Source organism: Providencia sp. PROV197, from assembly GCF_028479625.1.
GTDB classification, from domain to species: Bacteria; Pseudomonadota; Gammaproteobacteria; order Enterobacterales; family Enterobacteriaceae; genus Providencia; species Providencia vermicola.
Window position 1 is genome coordinate 1 of the sequence record NZ_JAMPNZ010000029.1, and the last position, 15,181, is coordinate 15,181.

The window sequence follows — 15,181 nt, forward strand, 5'->3', positions numbered from 1 at the left end:
CACCCCTTAAAATAAAAAACAATAAAATCAATACATTAAAAAATCACATATTATTTACATGGTTTTGTTACAATTAATGAATGTTCGTGTTTTTTAATACCATTGGATTAATCAAATTATGATCGGCAATATTTTTATTACTTTCTTTATTTTAATTTATGAGCCCTAATTTTTGTACTAATGCTCATGACGCAATAATAACACTGTCAATTTATGACTATTTTTCACTCAATATATTACTCAAACATTTAAAAAAATTTTTTTTAACTTCTATAAAAAATGAATTCGATAGTTTAATCGTGAAAACCAAATCACAATAATCAAAAATTGACACACAGAGGAAGCACAAAAAAACGAGGAATATTTTTACGATGGCATAGTATCCAAATCAACGTTATTCAGTTTAGGATACCAACGGTTAAAAAAATTTTCTTATTCATCATTTAAAATAATGAATACCTTCTTAGCGCTATTGCACTTACTGTTTTTCACTATCCAATTTGTAATAACTTTATTCACCGTCAATCTCACAAATGCCGTTGAAATAGGTTCACCATAACGATACCGTTCTCCATCATTTGGGATCATCTCTTAATTAGGAGAGCATAAAAAAGTGAGGGGTATCCCTTTAATCAATTAGTATGATCGTTCTCGTATTAATTGTGACAAAGGAGGAATAATGTCTGTCTATAAGGTCAAAGTGACTATTCGCGATATTAGCCCGATGATTTGGGGCACTGTTGCAAAGTTTGAATGACCTCTTATGCTAAGTTAACCAGCCCGCGATGGAAGCTTACTTCATGAATGCATTTAAAGGTCGCCATTTCACTGGCATTATCATCCTGTGGGCGGTACGTTGGTACTGTAAGTACGGCATCAGTTACCATGAGCTGCAGGAAATGCTGACCGAGCGTGGAGTAAATGTGGAGCACACCTCAGTCTATCGTTGGGTTCAGCGCTGTGCACCACAAATGGACAAGAAACTCCGATGGTATTGGCATAATTCAACCGGTGCCCGAACCTGGCACCTTGATGAAACTTATATAAAAATCAATGGAAAATGGGCATATCTATACCGTGCAGTTGATAGTAAAGGGAATACGCTGGATTTGAATTGAAATTGTGGCGACGAGGAATGAATTGGGATCAGGAACGCGCAGCTGAAGAACTGGGCGTAAGTGTGCGAAGTTACAAACGTTATGAAAAAGCACAAAACATCGCTAAACTCATTGAGCTAGCGACGTTTGCGTTAAGCACAAAAATGACTAAGGAATAGGGTAATACTACTGAAGGGAAATGAGCTCTTCACGGCTTAAACCGGTACTCTCAACAATAAGATCAAGGCTAACCCCATTTTTAAGCAAGTTACGAGCCATTGTAATTTTAGCTTCCCGCATACCTTCTTCGCGGCCTTCTTCACGGCCTTTTTCCCAGCCGATTTTCTCGCCTTTGTCTTGCAAGCGTTGTGCAATATTCATAATTGCCTCCTTGTGTCTTTCTGCCTGTTCACTCAATTGCTGGACAATATGTTCAAAGTTGGGGGAGTCCAGCGTAATAAACAGGTAATTAAGCATCGTCACGATGTCATTATCACTATTATACTGTTGATCCATCGCTTGTGCCAATAGGGGGATAATCGTGTCAAATTTATCCCGTAAATATTTGTGCTTCATCGCCAGCTCCATCACAGCCACTTTGCGATGATTCACCAATTCATTATCATCAATTACCGTCACATCAACCAACGGGAACGGTTGAGTATACAATTCATAGGCCATATCCGGTAACGAAAAACAATCGGTCCACAATTGGGAATAGGGGTAGGGCGAACGGCCACCGTGATAAAACAGCACGGGGATCACTAACGGGAGTGTTTTATGGCCTTGCTGAAGGTGCTGATTCATGGCTAAGAAGGCATAGTGAATAAGTCGCCAAGCCATGAGTTTATCAGGCGTCGATTGGTGTTCCAGAACCAAATAGACATATCCTTCCCCCTCCGTCGTTTGTACCGAATAGAGCACATCCGATAAGCGTGAGCGTAATTGTTTATCAATAAACGAGGAGTTTGTCAGGGTCAAGGTACTAAAATCACACAGTGATTTAATGTGCTCGGGCAAGTGGATATCAAAAAAGTCCCGCGCATTCTCCACTTGCGTCATAAACCCTTTAAAAGCCGCATCATGTGCCGTCGGCGTGTGCTTAGGTTTCATTATTCACTCACTCTTCACTAAAGACTGTGCATCATAGCGCAGAATCGATTTTCTGTCTGTTTTTCGACTTTTCATGTTCACGTTAAGTCGAATTGGCCTTTTCGCCCACCCATTCAATCAATTTAATGTCATTATTTCAATAAATTAGTGAATTCATGGACGATAAATGAAAAATCACACTTATTTTCGTCCAGGTCAGGATGTCAATCCAATCACGAAAAATGTTAACACTATTTGCTAAATAGTCATGATATTAAGCTAATTTGACAACCATTAACGTCTAAACGACAAACCATTCAAGGGATTGGCTTTACATTTCATTCCATAAGCGTGGGGCTGGCGATTGGGTGATGATGAGTGTCACGGTCAATAAAATAAAACAAAAGACTAATGTGTTTAAATATTTATCTGACCCACCATGAAGACGTGAACGCAGATACACAAATAACATCAAGCAAAACACAATAACTTGTGTCGTCATTAAAATGATAAACACACTTAACTCTTCTGACTGATGTGTTATGCCGATATTATCGGATCTTACGCTATAAATCATGCCGACATTATGATATAAACACATTTGCATATAAACAAGAGTGTTAATTAACATGAAATTGATTGACTATATTGAAGCCGTTTATGGATGTGATAGAGGCAATAAAGCGGCTTTTCTTAAGGCTAACCCCCGAATTTTACCTCAAGAACAGTTGCCCACCTACGGTGGGAGCTAAGGCTCTGTAAGAGTAAAGCTTTATTCAGGCTTCATCGCTCGCTATAATCCCTCAATGCACATACCTCGACCCGCAAAACTTCTTTTCCAAATTGATGATGGATGGGATCAGCTACTCATTAAAAATGGCCATTCCATTCCTGAGTGGACTAAACTCGTCATTGAGCGCGTGCTCGCTTGCGGGACCAGTGCCATGGGCATTCGCCGGTATTGCTGTGCCTCACCTGCCTGCTCGCACACAAAGTATTTCTGCCAAAGTTGCAAAAGTAAAGGTTGCAGTGCCTGTGGCATGAAGGCCACGGAGCAATGGATTGCCCAGCAACAACATGTTCTCCCTGACTGTGAATGGCAGCACATCACCTTCACCATGCCTGATAAACTCTGGTCTGCTTTTACCAACAACTGGCCGCTACTTAATCAACTTTTTGCCTGCGCTGCCAATACCCTGCTGAAATGGGCGAAAAAACTCAGCATCGAAATCGGCTTGTTTGTCGCCCTTCACACTTACGGTCGCCAACTCAATCAACATCCTCATATCCATTTATCGGTGACTCGCGGTGGGCTGTGTCACAAACACGGTATCTGGCGCCCTATCTTCTTCAAAAAGAAAATCGTTGAGCGTTACTGGCGTCAGGCCGTCATCAACTTGCTACGAAAAAATTATCCTTCACTGAATTTACCCACCGCAAGCTACCCACATATCCGTGATTATCGTGAGTGGTGCCAGTTTCTTGAGGCCCAATTCCAGCGCCGCTGGAAAATTCACTTTGCGAAAAAGACTCGAAATCCCCGACAAAACGTCAATTATCTCGGCCGTTACTTAAAACGCCCACCGATTGCCGCCTCAAAATTGCGTCATTACACCGGCGGAGCCGTGGTCCATCATTACTTTGACCATCGAACACAGCGGCATCGTATTCAACGGCTCACTCAGGAAGAGATGCTATGGCGTTATATCAGGGGGCCGCTTGGAAAACGGAAATTATCCCACGCTAAGACTATATTTTGTACAGCAGTGGAGAAGGATGAGAGACCAGCAGTTCATTAACAGGGACTCCTTTTTGCTTAAGCGGCTCAATGGTTCTTTCTATATAAACTGTATTCCAGAGTGTTATCGCCGCCGTATGTAGTGTCAGCGCCGGTGGCGTGGTAACGCTGATCCTCCCACCCCCAGATCCCTGATTTCATTCAGCCGGTGCATGAAGGATGCTCGCCCAAGGGCCTCACCCTTATTCAGCCCCGCCTGTATGCATCGGCCTAAGCCTTTATCGCAAAATCAGTCCAGCATAAACAGCGTCCGATCTCTGCAGAAAATCGCCCTCTGCGCTACGAGTTTGAACGCATTTACTCTGTTTATAGGTAACGGGGTTTGAAGCCCAACCGTGCGCAAACGTACGCTAAGTACATTTATTGACCATTATTGCTGACTCTATGTATTTGTACAGCGTTGGCTTCGATACTCCCATCAATACACAAATCTGCGCAACAGTATGTTTTTTATCGTTATAGAGTTGAACTGCCAGAGCCTGTTTATCCTGACTTAGTGTTTTCGGCCTACCGCCCTTACGTCCCCTGGCTCGTGCAGCCTGAAGTCCGGCCTGTGTTCTCTCTCTTGTCAGGTTACGTTCAAATTCTGCCAGTGCCCCAAAAAGATGAAATATCAGCATTCCGGAACTGGAGGTAGTATCAATCGATTCCTGAATACTTTTTAAACCGATACCGTTCGACTCCAGATGTTTAACCATCTCAATTAAGTCTTTCAGGGAACGGCTCAAACGATCCAGTCGCCAAATCACCAGGATGTCTCCGGGCCGAGCAAAGTGGAGAGCAGCCTGAAGCCCTGGGCGTTCAACTTTGGCTCCACTGATTTGGTCTTCGAATATTTTTCCGCACCCTGTCGTTTGAAGTGCATCCCGCTGCAAATCCAGATTCTGGTCATCGGTTGAGACACGGGCGTATCCGATTAGCATAATTTCATCCCCAATATGGCAATATACTCGTTAATTATAATTAAATATTAACATTGATTTCTTTACTGGGTATATTAACACCAATTATTCAGTCTTTTCGTTTTGAGTTTAAACGAGGGAGTAAAGTAAAGAAAACGACCGTTTTTTTTACTTTGCTAGGGAGGCTATTTTGCCCGCCGATTTTTTAAATGCCGAACAACGGGCCAGCTATGGTCAGTTTTCCGGTGAACCTAATGATGTTCAGTTGGCCCGCTTTTTTCTGCTGGATGAAGCTGATATAGATTTCATTAACAATCGCCGCGGCAGGACAAATCGTCTTGCAGTGGCATTGCTGATTGGATGTGTTCGTTTTCTTGGCAAATGGCCTCATAACCTGTCATCAATTCCGGCTAACGTACAGTGGTTTGTTGCACGACAACTGGGAATATCTGATATAGGTGTTCTTTCTGAATATTCCAGAAGAGAAACCACATTGCGAGAACATCAGGCACTAGTACGACGTCAGTACGGTTATCGTGATTTTGCCTGGCCATGGACCTTCAGGCTGAGCCGTTTACTGTTCACCCGCAGCTGGCTTAGCAACGACCGACCGGGGCAGCTTTTCGATCTGGCTACCAGCTGGCTCCTGCAAAACAAAATACTATTGCCTGGCGTAACCACATTGACTCGCCTGATATCGGAAATTCGAGAAAAATCAGCAGACAGACTCTGGTCACGTCTTTCGGGACTGGCATCGGGCGAACAGTGCTCATCACTTGAAGAACTGTTACAGGTGCCTGATGGAGTGCGCACTTCACGTTTTGAACAGTTAAGAAAAGGTCCTGTTGCCATCAGCGGCCCAGCATTTAATCAGGCCGTCGCGCGCTACCTGAAACTGAAAGCATTTGGTATGCAGGATCTCGACTTTACCGGTATTCCTCCGGTCCGTTTCAATGCGCTCGCACGGTATGCTGAGATGATTTCAGTGTACAAAATAGCTCGGATGCCTCCCGCAAGACGAATAGCTATGCTGGTTGCGTTTGTCCGTTCCTGCGAAGTTTCGGCACTGGATGACGCACTAGACGTTCTGGATGGAGTCATTGCTGATATCGGCCGGGAGGCGAAAAAAATTGGGCAGAAAAAACGCCTGAGGACACTGAAAGATCTTGATAAATCAGCGTTAGAACTGGCACATATCTGCTCGGTGCTTCTGGATGAAAATATCGACAGTGAACTGCTACGCTCGACAATATTTAAAAAATTCCCTCCGACCAGGCTGGCCGATACCATAACATTTATAAACGCTATTGCCCGCCCTCCGAATGCCAACTTTCATGATGAAATGGTGGAACAATATGGCAGAGTCCGCCGTTTTCTTCCCTGTTTGCTGGAAAATATTGAATTCAGCGCTGCTCCGGCAGGTGAAACTACGCTGGAAGCTATACGCTATCTTGCGGCGATCCGGTCAACCCGAAGACAGCATATTGATGATGCACCGGGGGCAATAATTACCGGTCCCTGGAAGCGACTTTGCTATGGCAAAGACGGACATTTATCCCGGCAGGGCTATACTCTCTGTGTTATGAATAAGTTACAGGACAGTCTGCGGCGACGGGATATTTACGTCGTACAGTGCGAACGCTGGGGTGATCCGCGGGCTAAACTTCTCCAGGGGCAGGACTGGCACACCAACAGAGTGCAGGTGTATCGCTCCCTCGGACATCCCCTTAACGCCGTAGAGGCTGTCAACGCGCTTACCCGGCAACTCGACACAGTTTACTGGCAGGTTGCCAAAAATTTTTCCGATAATCAGGCTGTTTCGCTGGATTTTACAGGCAAACGCACTAAGCTGACCATTGCTCATCTGAACGGACTGGATGAGCCGCCAACGCTGAAGTTACTCTCAAAACGTATATCTGATCTGCTACCAGTTGTCGATCTGACAGAACTCCTTCTTGAAATTAATGCGCATACAGGATTTGTAGATGAGTTTACTCATGCAAGCGAAGCGGGCGCACGTATGGATGATCTGACCGTCAGTATCTGTGCAGTATTGCTGGCTGAAGCCTGTAATATTGGCATAGACCCCTTTATTCGCCCCAATATTCCGGCGCTGACCCGTTACCGTCTGAGCTGGACCAAGCAAAATTATCTCAGGGCAGAAACGTTGGTCAAAGCAAACGCCAGACTGGTTGATTATCAATCTACTCTGCCTCTTGCTCAAAAATGGGGCGGTGGTGAGGTAGCCTCTGCTGACGGCATGCGGTTTATTGCTCCGGTGCGAACGGTGCATTCTGGCCCTAATCGAAAATATTTTGGCTCCAGTCGAGGGATCACCTGGTACAACTTCATTTCAGATCAGTACTCCGGATTTCATGGCGTTGTCGTTCCTGGCACGTTAAGGGATTCCATCTTTGTACTGGAAGGGCTACTGGAGCAGCAAACCGGGTTAAATCCAACGGAAATAATGACGGATACAGCGGGCTCCAGTGACTTGATTTTTGGCCTTTTCTGGTTATTGGGCTATCAGTTTTCTCCACGTCTAACGGATGCAGGCGCTTCAGTATTCTGGCGCGTGGATAAAGAGGCGGATTATGGCGTACTGAATGATCTTGCCCGTAACACTGCCAATACGCGGAAGATAGAGCAGCACTGGGATGACATGATGCGTATGGCCGGTTCTCTGACTCTGGGGAAAATCAGGGCCTCAGTGGCGATCCGTTCATTGTTGAGCAGCGATCGGCCTTCAGGTCTGACGCAGGCGATTATAGAAGCGGGAAAAATAAATAAAACGTTGTATTTACTTAACTATATTGATGATGAAGATTATCGGCGCCGCATTTTGACTCAACTCAACAGGGGAGAAAGCCGACACGCCGTCGCCAGAGCCATCTGTCATGGACAAAAAGGTGAAATCAGAAAACGCTATCAGGACGGGCAGGAGGATCAGTTGGGTGCGCTAGGGTTGGTGACCAACGCAGTTGTTCTCTGGAATACCATCTACATACAAGCTGCGTTAGATCATTTGCGCAATGAAGGTGAAACCACCAATGAAGAGGAAGAAGCCAGGCTTTCGCCACTGAGACATGCGCATATAAACATGTTGGGGCACTACACATTCACGCTTGCAGAGCAGGTAACAAAAGGTCAACTTAGACCACTGAAACAAGCGGAAGAAACTGATGAATGGCCGCTGTGACGGTCATATTTGAGTGAGGCCATAATTCGTAATTGTATAAAAAACGTACTTAGCGTACGTTTTCGTACGATTGGGCTTCAGACCCCTTAAACATCTGGAGTCGAACGGTATCGGTTTAAAAAGTATTCAGGAATCGATTGATACTACCTCCAGTTCCGGAATGCTGATATGTCATCTTTTTGGGGCACTGGCAGAATTTGAACGTAACCTGACAAGAGAGAGAACACAGGCCGGACTTCAGGCTGCATGAGCTAGGGGACGTAAGGGCGGTAGGCCGAAAACACTAAGCAAGGATAAACAGGCTCTGGCAGTTCAACTTTATAACGATAAAAAACATACTGTTGCGCAGATTTGTGTATTGATGGGAGTATCGAAGCCAACGCTGTACAAATACATAGAGTCAGCAATAATGGTCAATAAATGTACTTAGCGTACGTTTTCGCACGGTTGGGCTTCAAACCCCGTTACTACCGGGAGAATATCAGCGGTACAAAACTTGACCGTCCAGAGCTGGGACGCTTACTGATGGACAGTCACCACAATGATATTTTACTGGTCGAGCAGATAGACCGACTGACCCGTCTGAGTAACAGCGACTGGATGACGCTGAAAAAACAGATAGAACAACACGAGCTGCGGATTGTCAGCCTGGATGTCCCCACATCATGGCAGGCGCTGTCAGATAAAGATCCTTCGCAGGCTGATCCAATCACCCGCGCAGTGATAACCGCCATCAATAACATGCTTATCGACCTGATGGCCGCGATGTCTCATAAGGACTGGCTGAGCCGTCGCCAGCGCCAAAAACAGGGAATTGAACGGGCCCATACGCAGGGTAAATACCGGGGTAAGCAGGCCGATCTGGAGCGTCACCAGAAAGTCCTCTACTATCGGCAGACTAAGAAGCTGAGCATTCAGGAAACAGCTGAAGCTACGGGCTATAGTCGTTCACAAGTCTGCCGTATACAGTCCCTTTACCGACAGGAAGATAAAGGATTATGAATAAATACAAATTCAAACCCTGGCTGAGTCACTGGGAACTCATTCCAGATGGCGCTCCATTTGTAGATTTACATCATGGTAACAGGCTATCCAATGCCGAATGAATCAGAACGATTATTTTGGAAAACTCTAAAACCGTGGCCAATTTTTGTTGACCACTGCATACAAATTCCCCCAGATGGGGAGGGATAGATTGAACAGATTAGTAACAATTAGGAGAGCATCTGCACATGATGCTGAGACATTGGGTGTGGTTGGTCCTGCCGCTTATGCTGCGGCATACCATTACCTGTGGAGTGACTGCGTTGCTCTAGCTCATCAACTCGATACTTTTAGTAAATCAGCATTTTTGGTACTGTTACAACGAGATAACTCAAGGGTATGGGTTGCCGAAATATCGGGTAAAATTGTTGGTTTTCTAACAATGTTAATAAATTCGGAAAATCCAGTTACACATGATATTAGCGGTGCAGAAATTTCGAGGATTTACCTACTTCCAGGTAGCCAAAAGATGGGGATTGGCATGCAACTGCTGAATGCAGCACAAGAACATGCGAGTGAACTTGAGCTTACGCATATGTGGCTTGATGTAATGGAGTCAGCAACAGCAGCAAGGAATGCGTATTATAAATGGGGTTTTTCAGATATAGGGAGTAAAGATTTTCCTCGTCAAGTCAAAGCAGATTTATCGAAAATGATTGTTCTGAGTATAAGGCTCAATGCTAAAGGCAACAGAACATTGTCGTGTATGAGGTAATTATGGAACTACGAAGATTCGTAGATGGTGACGAAATTGCTTTGCTCAATGTATTTTTATCCTCTGTACGTCACATCGCGTCGCACTACTATACACATGAGCAAATAGAGGCTTGGGCTTCTCCAGATATGGACCCGGAACAATGGGGCAACTACATGAGGGAATTGCGGCCATTTATCGTTGAGGTGGATGGCGAAATAGCGGGATACGCAGACGTCCAGCTGAATGGATACATCGATCACTTCTTTGTATCGGGAACCTATCCCAGACAGGGAGTAGGGACACTATTGATGAATACCATTCATGAAAAAGCCAGACAACTGGGCGTTTGTGAACTTACGTCAAATGTAAGTAAGGCAGCAGAAGCATTCTTTCTACGACACGGTTTTCACGTAGTGGAGCGAGGTTTTCCTGTTCGCCGTGGCGTAGTATTGCAAAATGCATTGATGCGAAAAAAACTCTTGAAGCCATAAAGAGCTAATTGAAAGGAAGAATCGTCCTTTACGACCAGTTGATGTCAGTTAGTACAAAAAAAACTTAAAATACAATATTTTCCGTTTCCTAAAATAAAAGGAGCCATATACTATCGTTCATAATTTGAATGATCTATGGGTATCAGTTCATGGTTAGCACAAAAGAGATGATGGAGCATTATGTCATCGATCCTCAGGATAGCTACTTTGTTAATGGTGTACCGCCGATTGAGAATGTTGCGGTCGTTGCTTATGATCCGTCGTGGCCGGAAATATATGAAGCATTGGAATCTAAAATTAAGAATAAATTAGGTTCGAATCTACTAAAAATTGATCATGTGGGTTCAACGGCAGTACCTGGTCTGACCGCTAAACCCGTTATTGATATTGACGTGACGGTTGCCGATGCTGCAGATGAAGAAATATATTTATTAGCGCTTGAAAACCTTGGGTTTAGACTAATTGTTCGTGAACCCCGCTTCCATGGTCATCGTCTTTTTCATTATGAAAATCCTAGAGTTAATCTACATATTTTTACTCAGGACACCCCTGAAACAGCTCGGCATTTGCTTTTCCGAGATTGGCTTAGGCAGTCAGAAGATGACTGTCTGCGGTACGCGAATGCAAAGCTTGAGGCAGTGCAAGGTTGTAGCGTAGATATCGCAAAATATCATGAAAATAAAAAGAGAGTAGTTCATGATATTTATAGAAAAATTTTCCAATCTCTTGGTTATTTAGATAGTGAAGACGCATAGCGTATCCATAGATAATCCAGCCGTATATTTCATATCTGGACGATCAGCCCGCCATGATTATCCGATTTAGCACTGCCTGGTGTCTTATGATCCAGGCTGCACTGCGAGTTCTCCACGATATGTAACCCATACATCACAACTCCTCCCGGTTAAAACATCAACCGATGGCATAAAAGCGATGCTAAAAATTATCGATGACCTGGAAGAACAAAGAGGTAATGCACTTATGGCATGGTGGGGAGGACGTGGAGCTGCCCCAGTAATTTCCCATGAAAATGAGGCAATTCTTCTGGAGCGTGCCACGGGGCCCGCATCTCTGTCCACGATGTCCAGAGAAGGTCAGGACACAGAGGCTTGCCGTATTCTGTGCCTTACAGCAAACCAGTTGCACATAGGTCAGAAACAGCCAATACCACAACTTACTTCTCTTCATGACTGGTTCCACGCCCTTAAACCAGTCGCCCGGATATATGGGGGGGATTCTGAAACAGTGCGCAGAAATATCTGAAGATCTGCTATCTTCGCCGCATGATGTGACCACGCTACATGGCGATTTGCATCACGCTAACGTCCTTGATTTTGGGTCATCTGGTTGGCTGGCAATTGACCCGAAAGGCTTAAAAGGTGAGCGAGGGTTCGACTATGCCAATATTTTCACAAATCCGGACCTTGGTAATCCAGCTTCTGGAATAGCCGTTGTCCCGGAAATATTTAAACAACGACTTAATATCGTGACCGAAACTGCCGGTCTGGACAGAGAGAGGCTGCTGATGTGGATCTGCGCATGGTGTGGATTATCCGCGGCTTGGTCTTTGGAAAGTAACGACCCGGTCACTGTTACAACGAAAATAGCAGAGCTGGCACTATCTGAACTGGAAGTTAAGGTTAACTTTTGCGATTAAAAATCAGCCGTAACGTACAATAATTTTCGATATCCAAACTGACCCCTATTAGGTTAAATAAATAATTAGAATTCAACTATGGTAGTTATAGTGAAATTAAGCATTTTACTAACCTATAAGGCTATATATTTCTTAATAAAGGCACATTAAATAATACAGAAAGTTACATTTTAATAATCAAGTAACTTGTGAAATAATGTTTAAATTCGATTATATAACGTTATCATTCTCAATTTATGATAATGATTTGTACTCATTTAAAAGGAAATAGAATGCCATTATCATCAAAAAAAACAAGAAGGTGGGGGAAAATAAATCCGCCCGTTTTTTTTGTTTCTGCCTTTATTATTTTATGCGTCGTTGCAGTAGCCGCTATTTTTCCTAAACGTTCTGAAATTTTGTTAAAATCCTTATAAGCTCAACTTTTTGAGAATGCCAGTTGGTTTTATATTCTAGCTGTCGCATTGATTTTATTGACTGTTGCCTATTTAGGACTCTCTCGATTTGGCCAAATCAAACTCGGTCCAGATCATGCTCAACCGCAATTTAGTTATCTTTCCTGGTTTGCTATGTTGTTTTCAGCAGGAATGGGTATTGGACTCATGTTTTTCGGGGTCGCTGAGCCAGTAATGCACTATCTTGCCCCCCCCCCCGTTGGAAACCCACAAACTGTTCAAGCTGCAAGAGAAGCAATGGAAATTACATTTTTCCATTGGGGCTTACATGCTTGGGCTATTTATGCCATTGTCGCCTTAATTCTCGCTTTTTTTAGTTATCGACATGGCTTACCGCTTACATTGCGTTCAGCTCTCTATCCTATCATTGGTGAACGTATCTATGGCCCAATGGGACATGCTGTTGATATTTTTGCTGTTGTTGGCACCGTTTTTGGGGTTGCAACTTCGCTTGGATTTGGTGTTTTGCAAGTCAACGCAGGATTAGCGCATTTATTCGGTTTTCCTGTCAGTCCAACGATGCAAGTAATTTTGATCGTTGTGATCACGGGATTAGCGACGTTATCAGTCGTCAGTGGTTTAGATAAAGGCATACGAATTCTCTCTGAACTCAACCTAAGTTTAGCGGGTTTATTATTATTATTAATTGGGATTTTAGGCCCGACAGTACTGTTACTTAAATCTTTTGTCCAAAATACCGGGGCTTATCTTTCAGATATCATCAATAAAACCTTCAATCTTTATGCCTATGAGCCGCAATCGAGCGAATGGTTAGGGGGATGGACATTATTGTATTGGGGATGGTGGCTTTCATGGTCCCCTTTTGTGGGCATGTTTATTGCGAGGATCTCTCGGGGGCGTACTATTCGAGAGTTTGTTACAGGTGTTTTGTTTGTTCCTGCTGGGTTTACACTGCTTTGGATGACTTTTTTTGGAAATAGTGCCATACATTTGATCCGTGATAATGGGGCAGAAATGTTGGCACAAGTCGTTCAAAAAGATGTTGCTCTCGCCTTATTTGAATTTTTAAATTACTTTCCGTTTTCATCTGTTCTTTCTTTTGTCGCTATGCTGATGGTCATTGTTTTTTTTGTGACATCAGCAGATTCCGGGGCCATGGTTGTCGATACGTTAGCCTCTGGTGGTGAAATACACACACCGGTTTGGCAACGTATTTTTTGGGCCTTTTTGATGGGGGCTGTTGCAATCACACTTTTACTGGCAGGCGGATTAACGGCATTGTAAACCATGACGATAGCGACCGCACTTCCCTTTGCAATTATTTTATTGATTGCTATTGTCGGATTATTAAAAGCCTTACGTATTGATGTGTATAAAAAAGACAGTCAACAGCTTGCTACCTTAGCACCGAACACTGGGCGAGGGGGATTATCATGGCAACGTCGATTACGTAAAATAGCTTTTTTCCCTAAACGTAATCAAGTTAAACGTTTCATGGCGGAAGTGATTGAGCCGGCTATGCAGTCTGTCGTTACTGAGTTGGAAAAGCAGGGGACCGAGGCCGCTATCCATAATGAGAAAGACGATAGGGTGACTCTTGAAGTACAATTTGGTGAGAACCTCAATTTCCTCTATGAAATACGATTACGAGACTATTTGACGCCTTCTTTTGCATTAGTGGGTATGGATGATGATGAAAATAATGAGTCTCAGAAATACTACCGCGCTGAAGTTTATTTAAAGGAAGGTGGGCAAGACTACGATATTATGGGATGGAGTGAAGCGCAGATTATTCATGATATCCTCGATCAATATGAAAAACACATTCATTTTATTCATATTGTCGATAAATCGTAGCCACTTATTATGATAGAGAGGCGACGAAAGTGAGTCACCTCTCTTGGTAATAATGACTATAGACGAAAAGACTAACGAATGATGAGTAATGATACTGGCGTTTTATGTATCATCTCTGTCGTATGACTTCCAGTAAAAAATTGCCTCAATCGCGAATGACCAAAAGCCCCCATGATGATCAAATCAATATGGTGTTGTACTGCAAAGTTACACAACTCATCAACGATGCTATCGGCACCCTCAAGTAAATAGACTTTCACCTTAATACCGGCTTGATGAAGTCGGTTTTGTGCTTTTTTGAGCTGACTGTCTTGGTTACCGTGCATTACCAGATAGCAATCACTACCGGCTAATAATTTCACTTGTGTTAACCGCAGAATGACTCGTTCACCTTCCTCACTGCCATCAAACGCAATCATAATCTTTTTCGGAGGGGTAAAATTTCGCTTACAGATAAGTACTGAATTTTTTTGAAGACGGATGATCCCCTCTAGCTGACTGCCGATATGACCCGTTAATTCAGATTGCTCGCCTCGACGACCGAGTACAACAATATGCGCATCTTCATGATTAAGCATTTCGGCTAAAGACCCTTGCCGCTGAAGTGTATTAACATCATGAAGACCTAAATCTTGAGTGATTTTTTTTGCACTCATTAATAATTGTCGACCTTCCTCACGGGTTAAACGCGCTCGCTTTTCTTCAATATCCACAAGTTCATTCAATAAGGTTTCTCGGGTGTCAAATCCGATAATCCCGCTTAAGTCATGGTGTGCCGATGTTGGGATTTTTTCATTCATGTGTAACAGTGTCAGCGGAAGATTAAGTGTTTGGGCTATCCAAGCACTGGCGTGACAAACGGCAATCGCCGAGGGCGAACGGTCTATACACCCAATTACGCAAGTTTTTTGAATGATATTTGCTGCCATAA

At 43.7% G+C, this 15,181-nt stretch carries 10 protein-coding genes and 7 pseudogenes; 12 read left to right on the forward strand and 5 right to left on the reverse strand.

What is annotated here, in order from left to right; translation table 11 throughout:
- Positions 1-800 precede the first annotated feature (800 nt).
- Positions 801-1,109: pseudogene (locus PR808_RS16135) on the forward strand (IS6 family transposase); the annotation flags it as partial.
- 26 nt (positions 1,110-1,135) lie between these two features.
- Positions 1,136-1,276: a helix-turn-helix domain-containing protein gene (locus tag PR808_RS16140; RefSeq protein ID WP_231137044.1), complete on the forward strand. Its 141-nt coding sequence runs from the start codon at positions 1,136-1,138 to the stop codon at positions 1,274-1,276.
- A 7-nt stretch (positions 1,277-1,283) separates the two neighbouring features.
- Here PR808_RS16140 and PR808_RS16145 read toward each other — a convergent pair whose 3' ends face one another.
- Positions 1,284-2,210, reverse strand: coding sequence for an Rpn family recombination-promoting nuclease/putative transposase (locus PR808_RS16145; protein ID WP_272520899.1), 927 nt, complete (start codon positions 2,208-2,210; stop codon positions 1,284-1,286).
- 310 nt (positions 2,211-2,520) lie between these two features.
- Entirely contained in the window at positions 2,521-2,706 is a 186-nt protein-coding gene (locus tag PR808_RS16150) for a hypothetical protein (RefSeq protein ID WP_006663562.1), read from the reverse strand.
- A gap of 289 nt (positions 2,707-2,995) precedes the next feature.
- Here PR808_RS16150 and PR808_RS16155 point away from each other — a divergent pair.
- Positions 2,996-3,898 (forward strand): annotated as a pseudogene (locus tag PR808_RS16155) (IS91 family transposase); the annotation flags it as partial.
- A 55-nt stretch (positions 3,899-3,953) separates the two neighbouring features.
- Here PR808_RS16155 and PR808_RS16160 read toward each other — a convergent pair.
- Together PR808_RS16160 and PR808_RS16165 are read right to left on the reverse strand one after the other, a co-directional pair.
- Positions 3,954-4,267 (reverse strand): annotated as a pseudogene (locus tag PR808_RS16160) (Tn3 family transposase); the annotation flags it as partial.
- Between the two features lie 70 nt (positions 4,268-4,337).
- Positions 4,338-4,910 carry a recombinase family protein gene (locus tag PR808_RS16165; RefSeq protein WP_272539652.1) on the reverse strand — a complete coding sequence of 191 codons (573 nt, stop codon included), beginning with the start codon at positions 4,908-4,910 and terminating at the stop codon, positions 4,338-4,340.
- A gap of 169 nt (positions 4,911-5,079) precedes the next feature.
- Between PR808_RS16165 and PR808_RS16170 the strand changes: the two genes are divergently transcribed.
- From PR808_RS16170 to PR808_RS16215, 9 genes and pseudogenes are all read left to right on the forward strand, one after another.
- Positions 5,080-8,088: a Tn3 family transposase gene (locus PR808_RS16170; RefSeq protein ID WP_272539653.1), complete on the forward strand. Its 3,009-nt coding sequence runs from the start codon at positions 5,080-5,082 to the stop codon at positions 8,086-8,088.
- Positions 8,089-8,158: 70 nt separating this feature from the next.
- Positions 8,159-8,338: a recombinase family protein gene (locus PR808_RS16175; RefSeq protein WP_272539654.1), complete on the forward strand. Its 180-nt coding sequence runs from the start codon at positions 8,159-8,161 to the stop codon at positions 8,336-8,338.
- 30 nt (positions 8,339-8,368) lie between these two features.
- Positions 8,369-8,518: pseudogene (locus PR808_RS16180) on the forward strand (helix-turn-helix domain-containing protein); the annotation flags it as partial.
- Between the two features lie 35 nt (positions 8,519-8,553).
- A pseudogene (locus PR808_RS16185) lies at positions 8,554-9,090 on the forward strand (recombinase family protein); the annotation flags it as partial.
- Positions 9,091-9,340: 250 nt separating this feature from the next.
- A complete protein-coding gene (locus tag PR808_RS16190) occupies positions 9,341-9,847 on the forward strand; it encodes a GNAT family N-acetyltransferase (RefSeq protein WP_272539655.1) in 507 nt (168 codons plus the stop codon).
- Between the two features lie 2 nt (positions 9,848-9,849).
- Positions 9,850-10,320: a GNAT family N-acetyltransferase gene (locus PR808_RS16195; RefSeq protein ID WP_142975044.1), complete on the forward strand. Its 471-nt coding sequence runs from the start codon at positions 9,850-9,852 to the stop codon at positions 10,318-10,320.
- 149 nt (positions 10,321-10,469) lie between these two features.
- Complete coding sequence (locus PR808_RS16200) at positions 10,470-11,075, forward strand: GrpB family protein (RefSeq protein ID WP_254842505.1); 606 nt, start codon at positions 10,470-10,472, stop codon at positions 11,073-11,075.
- A 76-nt stretch (positions 11,076-11,151) separates the two neighbouring features.
- Positions 11,152-11,977 (forward strand): annotated as a pseudogene (locus tag PR808_RS20705) (aminoglycoside phosphotransferase family protein).
- A 272-nt stretch (positions 11,978-12,249) separates the two neighbouring features.
- Positions 12,250-14,250 (forward strand): annotated as a pseudogene (locus tag PR808_RS16215) (BCCT family transporter).
- A 71-nt stretch (positions 14,251-14,321) separates the two neighbouring features.
- Here PR808_RS16215 and PR808_RS16220 read toward each other — a convergent pair.
- Positions 14,322-15,179 carry a universal stress protein gene (locus PR808_RS16220; RefSeq protein WP_272539658.1) on the reverse strand — a complete coding sequence of 286 codons (858 nt, stop codon included), beginning with the start codon at positions 15,177-15,179 and terminating at the stop codon, positions 14,322-14,324.
- Between the last annotated feature and the right edge of the window lie 2 nt (positions 15,180-15,181).